The sequence below is a fragment of the Herbiconiux moechotypicola genome (assembly GCF_024979255.1).
Lineage (GTDB): Bacteria > Actinomycetota > Actinomycetes > Actinomycetales > Microbacteriaceae > Herbiconiux > Herbiconiux moechotypicola.
The window spans coordinates 141,177-157,258 of the sequence record NZ_JANLCN010000009.1; the positions used below are offsets into that span (position 1 = coordinate 141,177).

Here is a 16,082-nt window from a genome sequence, read left to right on the forward strand (position 1 = left end):
GCGGCGCGTCGCGACGCGGGTCAGGCGGTGTCGCGGATGCAGAAGGTGCGTCGGTAGGCGGCGGGGGTGGTGTTGAGCGACTTCGCGAAGTGGTGCCGCATGACCGCCGCGGTGCCGAAGCCGCTCTCCGACGCGACGGTGTCGAGCGGCAGCACGGTCTCCTCGAGCAGCTGCTGGGCGCGCAGCAGCCGCTGACGGTTGAGCCACGCGCCGGGGGTGGTGCCGAGGTCGGCCTTGAAGCGGCGGGCGAAGGTGCGCGGCGACATGAGCGCCTTGCGGGAGAGCTCGTCGACCGTGAGGTCTTCGCAGAGGTGTTCGAGCATCCAGTCGGTGACCTCGGCGAAGGAGTCGTCGCGGCTGGCGGGGATGGGCACCGCGATGTACTGCGACTGCCCGCCCGACCGCTGCGGCGGAACCACCATGCGCCGGGCCACCACGTTCGCGGCGGAGGCCCCCAGCTCGCACCGGATGAGGTGCAGGCAGGCGTCGATGCCGGCGGCCGTGCCGGCGCTCGTGATGACGGTGCCGTCCTCGACGAAGAGCACGTCGGGGTCGACCGCGACGTCGGGGAACTCGCGGGCGAGCCGGTCGGCGTGCATCCAGTGCGTGGTGGCGCTGCGGCCGGAGAGCACCCCGCTCTTGGCCAGGGTGAAGGCGCCGCTGCAGATGCTCAGCACCCAGGCGCCCCTGGCCACCGCGTCGCGGATGACCTGGGCGATCCGCGGGTCGACGTCGGCGTTCACGTCGTGCGCGGGCACGGCGACCAGGTCGGCGTCGGCCGCGGCCGAGAGGTCGTTCGAGATGACCATGTCGTAGCCGAGACTGGTGCGCACCGGGCCGGGCTCCGCGGTGGCGATGGAGAACTCGAACACCGGGCCGCCGTGCTCGCTGCGGTCGATGCCGAAGGCCTCGCACACCACCCCGAACTCGAAGGGGGCGACGCCGGGGATGGCCAGCAGCACGATCTTCCGCAACATCCTGGCAGGATATCGATGAACTGCTCGGAATGTCCATCGCACGCGCCACGCCGAGCGCCGCGCCTAACCCTCGACAACGGCTTGAGGGTTTACGATCCGCGACTTGACGTGAGCGAACTACACGGCTGTAATTAGTGCACGGGGTTCGGCAGGTCGCAGACCGATTCAGAGTGTGGAGCGTGATATGGCATTGTCAGACTATCGCTCGGGCGTTCCTGATGACTGGTTCGTCGATCCTGTCAATCTGGGTGTCCCGGGAGTCCGGCAGAACGCGGGCGATGACAACCCCCTCGCCTGGCAGGCCGACTCGCTGTGCGCGCAGACCGACCCCGAGGCCTTCTTCCCCGAGAAGGGCGGGTCGACCCGCGATGCCAAGCGCATCTGCACCTCGTGCGAGGTGAAGGCGCAGTGCCTCGACTACGCCCTCGAGAACGACGAGCGCTTCGGCATCTGGGGCGGCCTCTCCGAACGCGAACGCCGCAAGCTGCGCAAGCGCGCGGTGTGAATCTCTAGCGCGCCGCCGCTGCTGCGGCGCGGGGTCGACCGGGGGCGCGGTCCACATGTGGTTCACATAAACCCGGCACGCCGATGAGGCCCCCGCCGGATGCGCGGGGCCGCGCTTAGAGTCGACCCGATGCACGCTCGAGTCACCGCCGTCCTCGTCTCCTCGAACGGAGCCGGGCACCTTCCGCGAACACTGGAGGCCATCGCGGCCCAGACGCGGAGGCCCGACGCGCTCGTGGTCGTGGACTGCGCGTCGACCGACGAGACCGCCGCACTGCTCGCGGCCGCGCATCCCACCCGCTTCATCTCGGCCTCGAGCCGGCTCTCGTTCGGCACCGGCGTCGCCCACGCGCTCGGCGTCGCGCCGCCGCCCGAGTCGGAGAACGACTGGATCTGGCTGCTCGCCCACGACACCGCCCCTGAGCCCGGCGCACTCGCCGCCCTGCTCGCCGCCGTCGAGGTGAACCCCTCGGTCGCGGCCGCCGGCCCGAAGCAGATGGAGTGGGGCGACGGCGACTACATCGCCGAGTTCGGCGAGACCGTGACCTCGCTGGGTTCGAGCGTGGCGCTCGTGGAGACCGAGCTCGACCAGGCGCAGCACGACCGCCTGAGCGACGTGCTCGGGATGGGCGCGGCCGGCCTCCTGGTGCGGCACACCGTCTGGAACGAGGTGGGCGGCTTCGACCCCGCTCTGCCGACGGCCGACAACGGGCTCGACTTCTCGGTGCGGGTGCGACTGGCCGGGCACCGCGTGATCGCCGTGCCCGCGGCTCGCGTGGCGACCGACGGCGACGGCTACTCCGGGCCCAGCCGATCGGTGAAGGGATCCGCGCGCCGGCGCCGCCAGACGGCCAGGCGGGCGGCGCAGCTGCATCGCCGGCTGGTCTACGCACCCGCGTTCGCGGTGGTGTTCCACTGGCTCTCACTGGTGCCCCTCGCGGTGCTGCGGTCGATCGTGCAGCTCGTGCGCAAGCAGCCCGGCGCCATCGGGGGCGAGTTCGCGGCGGCGTTCCGCGCGGCGTTCGGCTCGCACATCGGTGAGGCCAGACGCCGGCTGAAGTCCGCCAGGAAGGTGGGCTGGAAGGCCATCGCACCGCTCAGGATGCCCGGCGAAGAGGTACGCCGACGGCGATCACTGCAGCGGGAGATCGCCCTCACCTATCTCCGCGGCGACCGTGACCGCATCCAGTTCATCGCCAGCGGCGGCGCCGTCACCGTGCTCGTGATCGCGCTCATCGGCTTCGTGGTGTTCCTCCCGGCGTTCGGAGCCTCCGCCCTGATCGGCGGCGGCGCGCTCCCGCTCGACGGCTCCGTCGGCGAGCTCTGGCAGCAGATCGGCACGGGATTCCGCGACCTCGGCCTCGGGTTCACCGGTGCCGCGGATCCGTTCGCCACTCTCCTGGCGGTGCTCGGCTCGATCACGTTCTGGGCACCGTCGTTCGCCCTCGTCTGCCTCTACCTCGTCGCGCTCCCGCTCGCGGCGCTCGCGGCCTGGTTCCTCGCCGCACGGCTCACCCAGCGTCCCCTGGTGCGCACCACGGCCGCCGTGCTCTGGGTGCTCGCACCCCCGTTCCTCGGAGCCCTCGACGCGGGCATGATCGGGCCGCTCCTCGCACACCTGCTGCTGCCCTGGCTCGTGCTCGCGGTGCTGGCGGCGCCGCGGTCGTGGTCGGCCTCCGCGATGGCGTCGATCCTGTTCGCGGCGGTTCTGGCCGCGGCCCCGTCGCTCTGGCCGGCGCTGGCGGTGCTCTGGCTGATCGCCACCGTCGCCGCGCGCCGAGACGTGATGCGCCTCATCGGGGTGCCGATCCCCGCCCTGGTGCTGTTCGCGCCGCTGGCCGTCGACCAGTTCCTGCGCGGCACCCCGCTCGCGCTGCTCGCTGATCCGGGTGTGCCGGTGTGGCGCCCCTCCGTCCCGGTGCTCGACCTCCTGCTCGGCCTGCCGCAGACCGGTCTCGGCGGGTGGGAGTCGCTCGCCGCGGGGTTCGGCATCGATGCGCAGACCGCGCTGATCGTGGTGGGCCTGCTCGCCCTGCCGCTCGGCATCCTCGCGGTCGCGGCGCTGGTGCTGCCCGGCTCCTACCGCGCGGTGCTCTCCGTCGTGGTGGCCCTGCTCGGGTTCGCGACCGCGGTGGGTGCCACCCAGCTCGCTCTCGCGACCTCGGGCGACGAGGCCGTGTCGATCTGGCCGGGATCGGGGCTCAGCCTCTACTGGCTGGGGCTCGTGGGCGCGGCCTGCGTGGCCCTCGAAGCGCTGCCGCGGCTGGCCACGGTGCCCGCCGTGATCGCCCTCACGGCGGTGGGCGTGATCGTGCTGCCCTCGGGGCTCGGTGTGCTCCTCGGAACGGCCGAGGTCGTGCCCGGTACCGGGCGTCAGCTGCCGGCCTACGTGTCGGCCGAGGCCCAGGCCACGCCGAGGGTCGGTACCCTCGTGCTCGATCCGCAGCCCGGAGGGGGTCTTGCCGCGTCGGTGGTGCACGGCACCGGTCCCACGCTGAGCCAGCAGTCCACCCTCGCCTCGACCGCGGCGCTCGCGGGGGAGCAGGGCGAGCAACTCGCCTCGATCGTGGGCAACGTGGCGTCGGTGAGCGGGGCCGAGGTCGCGGGCGAGCTCACCTCCCTCGGAGTGGAGTTCGTGCTGCTCTCGCCGGCGACGGAGGGCGACGACGCCGACGACGTGGCCGCGCGCTCGGCCGCCGCGCTGAACGCGAACGCCCAGTCCACCTTCATCGGCGACACGGCCTTCGGCCGGTTGTGGCAGGTCGCGGGCGACACAGACCCCGTCGCGGCGCTGCCGGAGCCGTCGCCGACCCCCACCGGCACGCCGTACGGCATCCTCGTGCTGGCCGTGCAGGCCTTCGTCTTCCTCGTCGCCGTGCTGCTCGCACTCCCGGCCGGCCGCCTCCAGGCTCAGGGCTCGCGGGCGGTGAGCGCCACCGCGCACGCGGCGGCCGCCGACTCGCCCGAGGAGCAGCTCGCCGAGGAGAAGACCGCCGACCACGACGACGAGGTGCCGGTGGGCGACGAGCCCGAGGTGCTCGACTCCGACCCGGCCGCGCCCGGCGCCCCGACAGGGGTCTTCACGGCGTCGCGCTCCCCGCTCGCGGGCCTCGCGGCCGACACACCGCTGACGGTCGTGTCGCCCATCTCCGCTCCGGCGGTCCAGGGCGACTCACCGGTCCAGCAGGATGACGTCGCCCCGGCGATCGATTCCCCGCCGGATGACTACCACCCCGACGACGACACCGTGCTGAGCGTGCGATCCGCCCAGGCGGCGACGACGGAGGAGGCCGAGGTCGAGACCGCGGCTGAATCACAGCCGGAGCCGGAGCCGGAGCCGGCGGCCGAGCCCGATGCCGACACCGCTCCGACATCGACCGTGACCCCGTCCGACGTGGCCGCATCCGCCCCCGAGGAGGGAGACCACGATGGCCGCTAGCCCTCTCCGCACCGCGACGCGCGTGGTGGTGGGCGTCGTCACCGCGGCCGCCGCCGCGGGCGTCGTGAGCGCCGCCGTGCTGCTCCCGCTCCCGGGCGTCACCGCCACGCCCTCGTCGTTCACGGTCGACCCCGCCGCCGCCGAGGAGGTGCGCGCGTGCCCCGGCCCGCTGGTGCGTCTCTCCGACGACAGCGGGCAGGATGCGACGGCCATCTCGAGCGTCGGATCGGCCGACCAGGTCGCGACCTCCGGCGACAGCGGTCTCGAGCTCGAGCTGAGCACCCTCGCGTCGCCCGACGACAGTGCGGGCGCCGCGGCCGCATCCGCTCCCGCCCGCGTGGCACTCCCGGCCGACGCGGTCTCCTCGGGCGCCGTCTTCGCGGCGGCGCAGTCGCAGTCGGTCTCCTCGGGCGACCTCGTCGGCTTCGCCGCGACCGCCTGCGGCGAAGCGAGCGACGACAGCTGGCTGGTCGCCGGCTCCACCACCGTCGGCCGCACCAGCTTCGTCTCGCTCACCAACCCGGCCGACGTGGCCGCGGTGGTCGACGTCACCGTGTTCGGCGACACCGGTGCCGTGGAGGCTCCCGGCGGGCGCAACATCGACGTGCCGGCGCGGTCCACGCGCATCCTGTCGCTGGCCGGCCTCGCCCCCGACCTGGCCGCACCGGTGGTGCACGTCGAGGCGAGCGTGGGCGCGGTGGTGGCCGCCGTGCAGCAGAGCGTGGTGCGCGGCCTCGAGCCCGGGGGCGTCGAGCTCGTCGGGGCCACCGCTCCCCCCGCCACCACCCAGACCGTGGCCGGCGTGGAGATCTCGGGCAGCTCGGCGATCGCTCCGCTGCTGGCCGACTCCGGCAACGAAGACCTCCAGCCGGTGCTCCGGATGTTCGTGCCCGGAGACGATCCCGCCTCCGTGACGGTGACGGTGGCGGAGGAGCGCACGGGTGGTGCGAGCACCGAGTACCGAGTGGGGCTCACCCCCGGCATCGTGACCGAGTTCCCGCTCGAAGATCTGCCCGACGGCACCTACGCGGTGACCGCCGACTCCGACCAGCCGATCGTGATGGCGGCCCGCACCTCGACGGTCGCCGACGGTGCGAGCGACTTCGCCTGGTACCCGGCGCTGCAGACGCTCGACGAGACCTTCGCCGTCGCCACGGCCCCCGGCCCCACCGCGCGGCTGCACGTGGTGAACGGCACCGGGGCCGACGTGGTGCTCACCGTCACCGCAGACGACGGCGAGACCCAGGAGGTCACCTTCGTGCCCGGCACCCGGTCGATCACGCTCCAGAGCTCGACGGGCTACACCGTCACGAGCTCGGAGCCGGTCGCCGCGATGGTCGGTTACCTCGGGGGAGGCCGCTCCTCGGCCTTCGCGCTCACGCCGCCCGCGCCGCCGTCGGCACCGCTCGTCGTCTACCCCTGAGAAGACGCGCGCCTGACAGGATGCGCGGCCCACGGGCGGCCGCGCGGCTCAGAGGTGGCGGAACCGGTCGGGCGCGATATCCCACGGGTCTTTGCCGAGCAGCTCGGCCACGGCCCGGAACACGCACGACTCGATCGCGAGCCGCCGATGCACCTCGTCGTCGCGGTGCAGGTGCGCCATCCGCTCGATGGGGAGCCTGAACAGGATGACGCGGCTCTTCGTGACCGCCCACCGGTCGACGTGATCGGGTGAGCCGAACGGTCCGAAGGGCATGGCCGCCACCTCGAACGACACCTGGGCCAGCTCGTTGGGCCAGATGCTCCTGAGGTACTCGGCGGTGGAGGCCACCGTCATGTCGAAGAGGTCGGTGCGCGTGCGCAGGAACGGCAGGTCGGGCCCGGCCACCGAGGAGCGCAGCTCCCGCCCGTGACGGCTCCGGGTGCGGGCGCGCACGGTCGCCGCGCGGGCGGAGCGGCGGGGACGGGCCATGGGTCCAGTCTGTCACGGCCGTGTCGCAGGCCGGTGCACCGCATCCGCTCGCCTAGGCTGAGGGCGATGACGAACCGGGAATGCTCACGGCCCTCCTGCCGGGGTGAGGCGACGACCACGCTCACCTACGACTACTCCGACTCGCTCGTCGTCATCGGCCCGCTCAGCCCCGTGGCCGACCCGCACGGCTACGACCTGTGCGCCGTGCACCTCGAGCGCTTCTCGGCGCCGCAGGGCTGGCAGGTGATGCGGCACGCTCATGTCCCGCTCACGGCCGGACCTGCGACAATCGGAGGATGACCTCCGCACCCTCCACCCCCGCATCCGTCGCGTCTCACGCCGTCTCGCACCGCGTCGCCGACCTCACTCTCGCCCCCGCGGGTCGCCACCAGATCCGGCTGGCCGAGAACGAGATGCCGGGCCTCATGGCGCTGCGTGCGGAGTTCGGCCCCTCGCAGCCCCTCGCCGGTGCGCGCATCATGGGGTCGCTGCACATGACGGTGCAGACGGCGGTGCTCATCGAGACCCTGGTGGCGCTCGGCGCCCAGGTGCGCTGGGTGAGCTGCAACATCTTCTCCACGCAGGACGAGGCGGCGGCGGCCGTGGTGGTCGGGCCGTCGGGCACCGTCGACGAGCCCGCGGGGGTGCCGGTGTTCGCCTGGAAGGGCGAGACCCTCACCGAGTACTGGTGGTGCACCGACCGGGCGTTCGACTGGTCGGAGGAGGCTCTGGCCGAGCGCGAGAGCGGCGGTGACGCTGACTGGATCGGCCCGAACATGATCCTCGACGACGGCGGAGACGCCACCCTCCTCGTGCACAAGGGGCGGGAGTTCGAGCTCGCGGGCCGCGTGCCCGACACGACACCCGGCGACAGCGAGGAGTACGCCGTCATCCTCGACCTGCTGCGCGACTCGGTGCTCGACCAGCCCGACCGCTTCACCCGCATCGCCGCCGAGATCCGGGGAGTCTCCGAAGAGACGACCACGGGCGTGCACCGGCTCTACGAGCTCGCGGCCGCGGGCGAGCTGCTGTTCCCGGCCATCAACGTGAACGACTCCGTCACGAAGTCGAAGTTCGACAACAAGTACGGCATCCGGCACTCCCTGCCCGACGGCCTCAACCGGGCCACGGATGTGCTGATGGGCGGCAAGGTCGCCTTCGTCGTCGGCTACGGCGACGTGGGCAAGGGCGCGGCCGAGGCGCTGCGCGGTCAGGGCGCGCGGGTGATCGTGTCGGAGATCGACCCGATCTGCGCCCTGCAGGCCGCGATGGACGGCTTCCAGGTGTCGCGCCTGGAGAGCGTGGTGGGCGAGGTCGACATCTTCGTCACGGGCACCGGCAACGTGAACGTCATCGGCGTCGACGACATCCTGAACATGAAGCACCTCGCGATCGTGTCGAACGTGGGCCACTTCGACAACGAGATCGACATGGCGGGCCTGGCACGCCTGGAGGGTGCGGAGAAGGTCGAGATCAAGCCCCAGGTGCACGAGTGGCGTCTCCCCAACGGCCGCAGCGTTCTGGTGCTGTCGGAGGGCCGGCTGATGAACCTCGGCAACGCCACGGGCCACCCGAGCTTCGTCATGAGCAACTCCTTCACCAACCAGGTGCTCGCCCAGATCGAGCTGTTCGTCACGCCCGAGAAGTACCCGGTGGGCGTCTACGTGCTGCCGAAGCACCTCGACGAGAAGGTGGCCCGTCTGCACCTCGACGCTCTCGGGGTCGAGCTCACCACGCTCCGGCCCGAGCAGGCCGCCTACATCGGCGTGCCTGTCGAGGGGCCGTACAAGGTCGACCACTACCGCTACTGAGAGCGGTCGGGCGCCGTCGGGCCGCTCCCCGGCCGCCGCTCAGCGGTCGGGGAACGCGTGCGGCAGTCCGCGCAGCAGCGGCTCCACCTGCTCGAGCCGCGCTCGCTCGCGCATCAGGGCGGCGTACTCGCGGTCGCGGCGGAGCGCGGCCACCGCGAGCAGGAACAGGTGCGGATGCGCGGCCGGCAGCGGCGACACGAACGGCGCCGTCTCGGCCGCGAGCTCGTGGGCGAGACGCTCGCGGGTGGCGGGGGTCATGCGGTCGGCCTGGGTGAGGAACTGTACGAGCCGGCGCTGCAGCCGGTCGGGCAGCTTCGCCACATCGGCGGTGCGGGCCCACATCGCCAGCTCGGGGGGAACCGCCACCGCGAAGGGCAGGGGGGCGGGAACCCGCTCGTGCTGGCTGTAGGTGCCCGCGAGGAGGTCGCCGAGGCGCTTCGACCGCGAGTTGAGCATCGAGGTGACGAAGGCGAGCACGCCGAGGGTGAGGTAGATCTCCACGACGCCGGTGAGACCGCGCACCACCGCGTGGCGGAGCGAGATGGCGCCGCCGTCGTCGCGCACGATCCGGGCGCCGATCGCGAGGCGGCCGAGCGAGCGGCCGCGCGTCGCCACCTCCACCGTGATGGGCAGCACCACGATGAAGCCCACGAGCAGGGCCACGAACAGCGCCTGGGCGAGCGCCGGGTCGACGCTCACGCCCACGAACGCGACGGCGAAGAACAGGTAGAGCGCCGCCGCGAGCGGTACCACCGAGACCAGGAAGTCGATCGCACCGCTGGCGCTGCGCAGCAGGAAGCCGGCCGGTCGCACATCGAGTCCGACCGCCTCACCTGTGAGCAGCTCCTGCTCTCCCGGGCCGGTCATGGCTATCATCTAAGCAGATGGACCTCGACGCCTACGCCGCCGCACACCGCGAGGAATGGAACCGCCTCGACGACCTCGGTCGTCAGAGGTCGTTCAGCGGGCGCGAGGCCGACGAGCTCATCGAGCGCTATCAGTCCGGGTCCACGCAGTTGTCGGCCATCAAGACGGTGGCGGGCTCGACCGCTCAGGGCGATCGGCTCTCGGTGTCGCTGTCGCGCGCCAGGCTGCGTTTCACCGGGGCGGGTTCGAACGTGCTGCGGCAGCTGCCCGCCTTCTTCCTGGTGCAGCTCCCGGCGGCCCTGTACCGCATCCGGTGGCTCACCCTCGGGGTGGCGGCCGCCACGGTGCTGGTCGCCACGCTCTACGCCGTGTGGATCACGCAGAACCCGGCCGTGCTGGCGGTGCTCGGCCGGCAGATCGATCTCGACCAGTTCGCGAACGAGGACTTCGTGAACTACTACTCCGAGAACCCGGCGGCGTCGTTCGCGGGTCAAGTGTGGACGAACAATGCCTGGATCGCCGCGCAGTGCGTCGCCTTCGGCATCCTCGGCGTCTACGTGCCCGCGGTGCTGTTCCAGAACGCCCAGAACATCGGGGTGAGCGCGGGCGTCATGTTCTCCACCGGCAACGGCGACGTGTTCTTCCAGTACATCCTCCCGCACGGCCTGCTCGAGCTCACGGCGGTGTTCGTGGCCGCGGCGGCGGGGCTGCGCATCTTCTGGGCCTGGGTGGCTCCTGGCGCTCTCACGCGCACGCGCTCGCTCGCCGAGAACGGCAGGTCGCTGTTCACGGTGGCGCTCGGGCTCGTGCTGGTGCTGTTCGTCTCGGGCATCATCGAGGGCTTCGTCACCCCGGCACCCTGGCCGTGGTGGCTGAAGATCGGCATCGGAGCACTCGCGCTCGGGGCCTTCCTGGCCTACATGATCGTGCTCGGCGGGCGGGCGGTCCGGGCGGGGGAGACCGGCGACATCGGTGAGTTCGAGGCGGGGGCGACGCAGCTCGTCGCGGGCTGAGCCGGCTGAGCAAGGTGAGCGGGCTGAGCCGCGCCGGCCCTCAGAGCCGGCCGGCCGCCTTCAGCGCAAGGTAGCGGTCGGCCAGCGCCGGAGGCAGCTCGGCCGGTGACCCGGTCACCACGTCGGCCCCGTAGCGGTGCAGCACCGAGGTGACCCGTGCGGTGTCGAGCAGCGCCCGCTCGGCCGACGCCGCCCGGTACACCTGCTCCCGGTCGCCGCGCTCGAGCGAGGCGGCCAGCACGTCGGGGTCGGTCACCGAACTCACCACCACGAGGTGGTTCTTCGTGAGCTCGGGCACCATCGCCATGAGCTCCCGCGCGCTGCCGGGGGAGTCGATCGAGGTGCAGAGCACGACGAGGGAGCGCTGGGTGGTGACCTGGCGCACGAGGCCGGGCACCGCGGTCCAGTCCATCTCGATGAGCTCGGGCTCCACCGGGGCCATGGCGTCGACCATCCCGGCGAGAAGTGCGGGCCCGGAGGCGCCGTGCACCCGGCCGCGCAGCCGCCGGTCGTAGAGCACGAGGTCGACCCGGTCGCCCGCCCGGGTGGCCAGGGCTGCGAGCAGGAGTGCGCTCTCGAACGCGGTGTCCAGTCGCGGCTCGTCGTCGATGCGCGCCGCCTGGGTGCGGCCGGTGTCGATCACCACCACGACCCGCCGGTCGCGCTCCGGCCGCCAGGTGCGCACCATCACGTCGCTGTGCCGCGCGGTGGCCCGCCAGTCGATCGACCGCACGTCGTCTCCGCGCACGTACTCGCGCAGGCTATCGAACTCGGTGCCCTGTCCGCGGATCATGACGCTGGTGCGCCCGTCGAGCTCCCTGAGCCGCGCCAGCCGCGAGGGCAGGTGCTTGCGGGAGTTGAACGGGGGCAGAACCCGGATGCGCCCCGGCGACAGCAGGGTCGCCTGTCGGGCCGCGAGCCCGAGCGGGCCCCACGACCGGATCGTCACCCGCTCGGTTCGGCGCTCGCCGCGGCGGAACGGGGTGAGCTGCACCGTCACGGCGCGCCGCTCGCCCGGGGGCACGTCGACGCGGGAGCGGGTTGTGCTCGCCCCCGCCGAGGGCTGCCAGGCGTCGCGCACGACGGCCCTGAGCATCCGGCGCCCCGTGTGCGTGAGGTACAGGATGCTCGGGGCGGTCTCGCCGAGCCGCAGCCGGCCGGGGATGCTGCGCTCCAGCCGCACCGCCCGCGGCGACGCGGCTGACAGGAGGTCGAGCACGAGCAGTGCGATGCCGAGCGCGATCCACACCAGCAGCGTCTCGAGCGCGCGTCCGGCGAGCTCGCCGAGCAGCACCACCGGCACGACGCCGAGGGCGAGCAGCGCGACGAAGCGGCCGGAGACCGCCATCAGAGCGGAACCTGCACCTGGGTGAGGATGGAACGCAGGATCGCGTCGACCGACACGCCCTCGAGCTCCGCCTCGGGCCGCAGCTGGATGCGGTGGCGGAGCACCGGCAGCACCATCGCCTGCACGTGGTCGGGGGTGATCCCGGGCGAGGCGTTCAGCCAGGCCCAGGCCTTCGCCGCGGCGAGCAGCGCGGTGGAGCCGCGGGGGCTCACGCCGAGCTTCACCGAGGGGCTCTGCCGGGTGGCACGCGCCAGGTCGACGATGTAGGCGAGCACGTCGGGGGAGGCCTGCACCGCAGCGGCGGCCGCCTGTGCCTGCGTCAACTGTGCGGCGTCGAGCACCGGCGTCACTCCGGCCCCGGCGAGGTCTCTCGGGTTGAATCCGTTCGCGTGCCGGGTGAGCACGGCTACCTCGGTGTCGCGCTCGGGGAGGTCGAGCACGAGCTTCAGCAGGAAGCGGTCGAGCTGGGCCTCGGGCAGCGTGTAGGTGCCCTCGTACTCCACGGGGTTCTGCGTGGCGGCGACGAGGAAGGGGTCGGGCAGCGGGCGGGTCACGCCGTCGGCCGAGACCTGGCGCTCCTCCATGGCCTCGAGCAGCGACGACTGGGTCTTCGGGGGCGTGCGGTTGATCTCGTCGGCGAGCAGGATGTTCGTGAACACCTGGCCCTCCCGGAACGAGAACTCCCCGGCCTTGGCGTCGTAGACGAGCGACCCCGTCACGTCGCCCGGCATGAGGTCGGGGGTGAACTGCACGCGCTTGGTGTCGAGCGAGAGCGCCTGGCTGAGCGAGCGCACGAGGAGCGTCTTGGCCACGCCGGGCACGCCCTCGAGCAGCACGTGGCCCCGCGCGAGCAGGGCGATGATGAGGCCGGTGACGGCGCCGTCCTGCCCGACGACGGCCTTGCCGACTTCGGTGCGCACCCGGGCGAGGGCGCGCCGCAGCTCGTCGGCGTCGGCGGGGGGTGTCTGATCGGTCATCACGGGGTCCTCACTGCTGGAACGGTCGTGCGGGAACGGTGGTGGTCGCCTGCGGTATCAGGGGAGCGTGGCACGGGCCACCTCCTGTTCGAGCAGCAGGAGGCGGTCGGAGGCCGCGACGAGTTCCGACTCCGAGCGGGGCAGCTCGCCCACCAGGATGCGGTGCACCTCGTCGACGTGCCGCCCGGTCACCGCGGCCACGGCCCGGCTCACCTCGACCACGTCGGTCTGCCGGGGCAGGGCCAGCCGTTCGCTCAGCCGGGCCAGCGTGCCGATGCGCAGCGAATCGAGCGCCCGGGTGTGGGCGCCCTGCCGAGCGTAGAGCCTCGCCCGGCCCTCCATGGTCTCGCTGGCCCGCACGGTGACGGGCATGTTCTCCACGACCACGGGGCCGAAACGGCGACCGCGCCACACGCCCGCGGCCACCACGACGAGCGCGCCGAGCAGCATCACCGGGGTCACCCAGCCCGGCGTGAGCGATCCGAGGGTGTCGGAGGGTCCCTCGGCGAGGTCGTCGGGGCCGGGCACGTACCAGACCAGCGTCGGGTTCTCGCCGAGCAGGCCCAGGGCGAGCGCCGCGTTGCCGGCCTGCGTGATGGTGCCGTTGGTGAGGGCGTCGCCCGTGCCGAGCACGGTCACGGTCGACGGCCCCGTGTCGAGGCGCACGAGGCCGTAGGCGTCGTCGTAGGAGGGGAAGCAGCTGTCCTCGACCGTCGTGTCGTCCACCGCGCGATAGGTGGTGGTCGGCCGCGAGACGGTGCCCGCCCGCTCCGCCGCCGGGAGGGTGCAAGCGGCGGCCACCTCCTCGGCGTCCTCGGCGGCACCGGCGGGTTCGATGCCGGGCGCGAGCACGTCGAGTTCCTGGCTGCCGGGCTCCACGAGCACGAGCGACCGGCCGAGTCCGGCCACCGCGGCCAGCCCGGTGTCGTCGAGGTAGCCGTAGGGGTCGGTGAACAGCACGGTCGCCGCCCCACCGGCGACGGCCGATCTGGCCTCGTCGAGCGACGACGCGGCGATCACCTCCACGCCCTGCTGCCGCAGCACCTCGGCCACCGCCCGGCTCCCCTCGGCGCCGGCGTTGCCCAGGGAGTACCGCTCCCCGTCGGGGGTCCCGGATGCGGTGAGCAGCATCGTGAACACGGCGAAGACCACGGCGGCCACCACCACGACCACCCAGAACACCGAGCGGCGCAGCCTCGTGCGCACGCGCGGTGTCTCGGCGGCGCTCGGAGCGAGCGGGGCGGCGGTCATGCCCTGCCCGCGCTCACGGTCTGCGGCGCGACGGCGTCGAGCGCCACGGGCCGCTCGGCGTCGAGCAGCCGGTCGAGTGCGTGCACGCGCTCGTAGCCGTCGCGGGTGCCCGGACGGTCGAGGTAGCGCACGCCGTCGAAGAGCGCGGCGCACGCCCGCAGCTCGTCGGCCCGCGGCGGGAACGACCGGCCGGCCCTCGCCGCGAAGTCCTGCGCCGTGCTGCCGGGGCCGGTCATCACGACGGTGCGCTCGGCGAGCCTCCTGGCGAGCGCGCGGAAGGCCTCCTGCACCGCCGTGCCGAAGTCTCCCGCGGCCGCGGCCCGTTCGGCCGAGGCCCTCAGCTCGGCCGAGCTGCGGGTGTCGTCGTCGCCGAACAGCGACCCCGGCGCGACCGCGCTCCTCCGGTTGAGACGAGGGCGGCCGAACACGATCACGGCGATCACGAGCAGCACCACCACGACGGCGACGGCGATCACGGGGAGCAGCCCGCCGAGGCCCGAGCCGTCGGGCACGCGCAACGACGCGATCCAGTCGCCGATCGCCTGCGAGACCAGGTCGAACCAGGTGGGCCGGGCCGCCTGGTAGGGCGGCTTGGAGAGCTCCCCCAGGAGCCACTCGCGTGCCTCGTCGGCACCCGGCTCGACCGGCGCGATCATCCGCGTGGGCTCGGGGCGTAGGGGTCGGGCCAGGCGGTCTGGCCGTCGGAGTCGGGGGCGGTCGCCGCTTCTGCGTAGCGCACCAGCTCGATGTCGAGGCCCTCCTTGCGCATCCGGAGGTCGATGTAGACCACGGCCACCGTGGCCGACTGGATGACCGAGGTGAGCGCCCCCAGCACGATGGAGAACGCGGCGAACACCACGTAGAGCACGATGATGGCGACCACTCCCGACCCCGAGTTGTTCGGGTCGACCAGGGTGATGACGAGGGGGAAGAGGAAGGAGATGGGCGTCGAGAGGATCTGCGTGGCGATCGAGACGATCGCGTAGACCAGGGCGATCACGCCGAAGGTGCGCCAGAAATGCCCCGAGGTGAGCGACCAGGAGCGCCGCATCGAGGCGATCACCCCACGTCGTTCGAGCACGATCACGCTCGGCACGAGCGCCAGCTTGGTGCCGAGCCACACGAACAGCACCGTCACGGCCAGACCGAGCAGCACGGCGACCAGGATGCCCACGCCGAGCGCGGCACCACCGACCGCGGCGCCGATCGCGATGACCGCCACGCCGAGGGCGACGGCCACGAGGAGGGCGAGGACCGTCAGCGCGAACCACCCCGTGAGGGGGAGCACCCGGCGGAAGGCCGCCTTCCAGAGCTCGCCGAGTCGTCGTTTCTCACCGAGGGTGCCCCTGGCGACCTCCACCACGAGCACGGCCTGCAGCAGCGCCGTGCCGAAGAGGGTGAGCACGAGGGGCACCAGCAGGGAGACGAGCACGATCGCCACGTTGCCGGCCTCGATGGCCGCGGCGTCACTGCCCGAGGCGCGCACCGCGCGCTCGCCCGCCCAGAGCGCGGCGGCCCCGACGAAGAGCACGGTGACCACCACGATGACCAGCTGCACGATGAGGCCGCTGCCGAAGGTGGCCTTGGGGTTGCGCCGCACCACCTGGAACGGTGCGCCGAGGAGCGTGCCGAAGCCGAGGGGGCGCAACGGGATGAGGCCGGGCTTGGGCGGGGGAGTCCAGCCGTGCTGCGGCGGGGGCGGGGGCGCGTACTGCGTCGCCTGCGGGGGCGCGTACTGCCCGTATTGCGGTGCCTGCGGGGGCGCGTACTGCCCGTATTGCGGTGCCTGCGGGGGTGCGTACTGCCCGTACTGCGGAACGGGTGGGAGCTGCGGGGGTGGATACTGCCCCGCCGCGGGAACCGGGGGAACCGCGGGCGCCTGCGGAGCGGGCGCTGCGGGAGGTGGGGTGGCCGCGTCGGGCGCGGTCCACTTCTCGTCGTCCATAGGCAGTTCCTTCAGAGCACGGTCCGACCCGTCGCGTC

Annotated in this window: 14 protein-coding genes; 6 read left to right on the forward strand and 8 right to left on the reverse strand. The window is 72.8% G+C overall.

Annotated elements, in window-relative coordinates:
- Positions 1–20: 20 nt before the first annotated feature.
- Positions 21–977, reverse strand: coding sequence for a GlxA family transcriptional regulator (locus tag N1031_RS14805; RefSeq protein WP_259480475.1), 957 nt, complete (start codon positions 975–977; stop codon positions 21–23).
- A gap of 184 nt (positions 978–1,161) precedes the next feature.
- On the opposite strand from N1031_RS14805, the gene N1031_RS14810 reads away from it, so the two are divergent.
- The 3 genes from N1031_RS14810 to N1031_RS14820 all read left to right on the forward strand — a co-directional run bounded on the left by N1031_RS14810 (position 1,162) and on the right by N1031_RS14820 (position 6,343).
- Positions 1,162–1,482: a WhiB family transcriptional regulator gene (locus tag N1031_RS14810; protein WP_259480476.1), complete on the forward strand. Its 321-nt coding sequence runs from the start codon at positions 1,162–1,164 to the stop codon at positions 1,480–1,482.
- Between the two features lie 129 nt (positions 1,483–1,611).
- The gene (locus tag N1031_RS14815) at positions 1,612–4,920 is read left to right on the forward strand and encodes a glycosyltransferase (protein WP_259480477.1); all 3,309 of its coding nucleotides are present in this window, start codon (positions 1,612–1,614) and stop codon (positions 4,918–4,920) included.
- The gene (locus N1031_RS14820) at positions 4,910–6,343 is read left to right on the forward strand and encodes a DUF5719 family protein (protein WP_259480478.1); all 1,434 of its coding nucleotides are present in this window, start codon (positions 4,910–4,912) and stop codon (positions 6,341–6,343) included. The genes N1031_RS14815 and N1031_RS14820 overlap by 11 nt, the downstream gene beginning before the upstream one ends.
- A 48-nt stretch (positions 6,344–6,391) precedes the next feature.
- Here N1031_RS14820 and N1031_RS14825 read toward each other — a convergent pair whose 3' ends face one another.
- Complete coding sequence (locus tag N1031_RS14825; protein ID WP_259480479.1) at positions 6,392–6,832, reverse strand: metallopeptidase family protein; 441 nt, start codon at positions 6,830–6,832, stop codon at positions 6,392–6,394.
- Between the two features lie 66 nt (positions 6,833–6,898).
- Between N1031_RS14825 and N1031_RS14830 the strand changes: the two genes are divergently transcribed.
- Both N1031_RS14830 and ahcY read left to right on the forward strand, forming a co-directional pair.
- Complete coding sequence (locus tag N1031_RS14830) at positions 6,899–7,132, forward strand: DUF3499 family protein (protein WP_259480481.1); 234 nt, start codon at positions 6,899–6,901, stop codon at positions 7,130–7,132.
- A complete protein-coding gene (ahcY, locus tag N1031_RS14835) occupies positions 7,129–8,643 on the forward strand; it encodes an adenosylhomocysteinase (protein WP_259480482.1) in 1,515 nt (504 codons plus the stop codon). The genes N1031_RS14830 and ahcY overlap by 4 nt, the downstream gene beginning before the upstream one ends.
- A 39-nt stretch (positions 8,644–8,682) precedes the next feature.
- Here ahcY and N1031_RS14840 read toward each other — a convergent pair whose 3' ends face one another.
- On the reverse strand, positions 8,683–9,510 hold the full coding sequence (locus N1031_RS14840; protein ID WP_259480483.1) for an RDD family protein: 828 nt from the start codon (positions 9,508–9,510) through the stop codon (positions 8,683–8,685).
- Between the two features lie 17 nt (positions 9,511–9,527).
- On the opposite strand from N1031_RS14840, the gene N1031_RS14845 reads away from it, so the two are divergent.
- Positions 9,528–10,523, forward strand: a complete 996-nt coding sequence (locus N1031_RS14845) for a stage II sporulation protein M (RefSeq protein ID WP_259480484.1) — start codon at positions 9,528–9,530, stop codon at positions 10,521–10,523.
- 40 nt (positions 10,524–10,563) lie between these two features.
- Here N1031_RS14845 and N1031_RS14850 read toward each other — a convergent pair whose 3' ends face one another.
- Genes N1031_RS14850 through N1031_RS14870 form a run of 5 tightly spaced genes read right to left on the reverse strand, consistent with a single transcriptional unit; the run spans position 10,564 to position 16,044 of the window.
- Complete coding sequence (locus N1031_RS14850; RefSeq protein WP_259480485.1) at positions 10,564–11,871, reverse strand: DUF58 domain-containing protein; 1,308 nt, start codon at positions 11,869–11,871, stop codon at positions 10,564–10,566.
- The gene (locus tag N1031_RS14855) at positions 11,871–12,848 is read right to left on the reverse strand and encodes an AAA family ATPase (protein ID WP_259480486.1); all 978 of its coding nucleotides are present in this window, start codon (positions 12,846–12,848) and stop codon (positions 11,871–11,873) included. The genes N1031_RS14850 and N1031_RS14855 overlap by 1 nt, the downstream gene beginning before the upstream one ends.
- A gap of 57 nt (positions 12,849–12,905) precedes the next feature.
- Entirely contained in the window at positions 12,906–14,099 is a 1,194-nt protein-coding gene (locus N1031_RS14860) for a DUF4350 domain-containing protein (protein WP_259480487.1), read from the reverse strand.
- Positions 14,096–14,755 (reverse strand): DUF4129 domain-containing protein, encoded by a 660-nt coding sequence (locus tag N1031_RS14865; RefSeq protein ID WP_259480488.1) that lies wholly within the window; start codon positions 14,753–14,755, stop codon positions 14,096–14,098. Before N1031_RS14865 ends, N1031_RS14860 begins: the two co-directional genes overlap by 4 nt.
- Positions 14,752–16,044, reverse strand: a complete 1,293-nt coding sequence (locus N1031_RS14870; RefSeq protein ID WP_259480489.1) for a DUF7847 domain-containing protein — start codon at positions 16,042–16,044, stop codon at positions 14,752–14,754. Before N1031_RS14870 ends, N1031_RS14865 begins: the two co-directional genes overlap by 4 nt.
- Between the last annotated feature and the right edge of the window lie 38 nt (positions 16,045–16,082).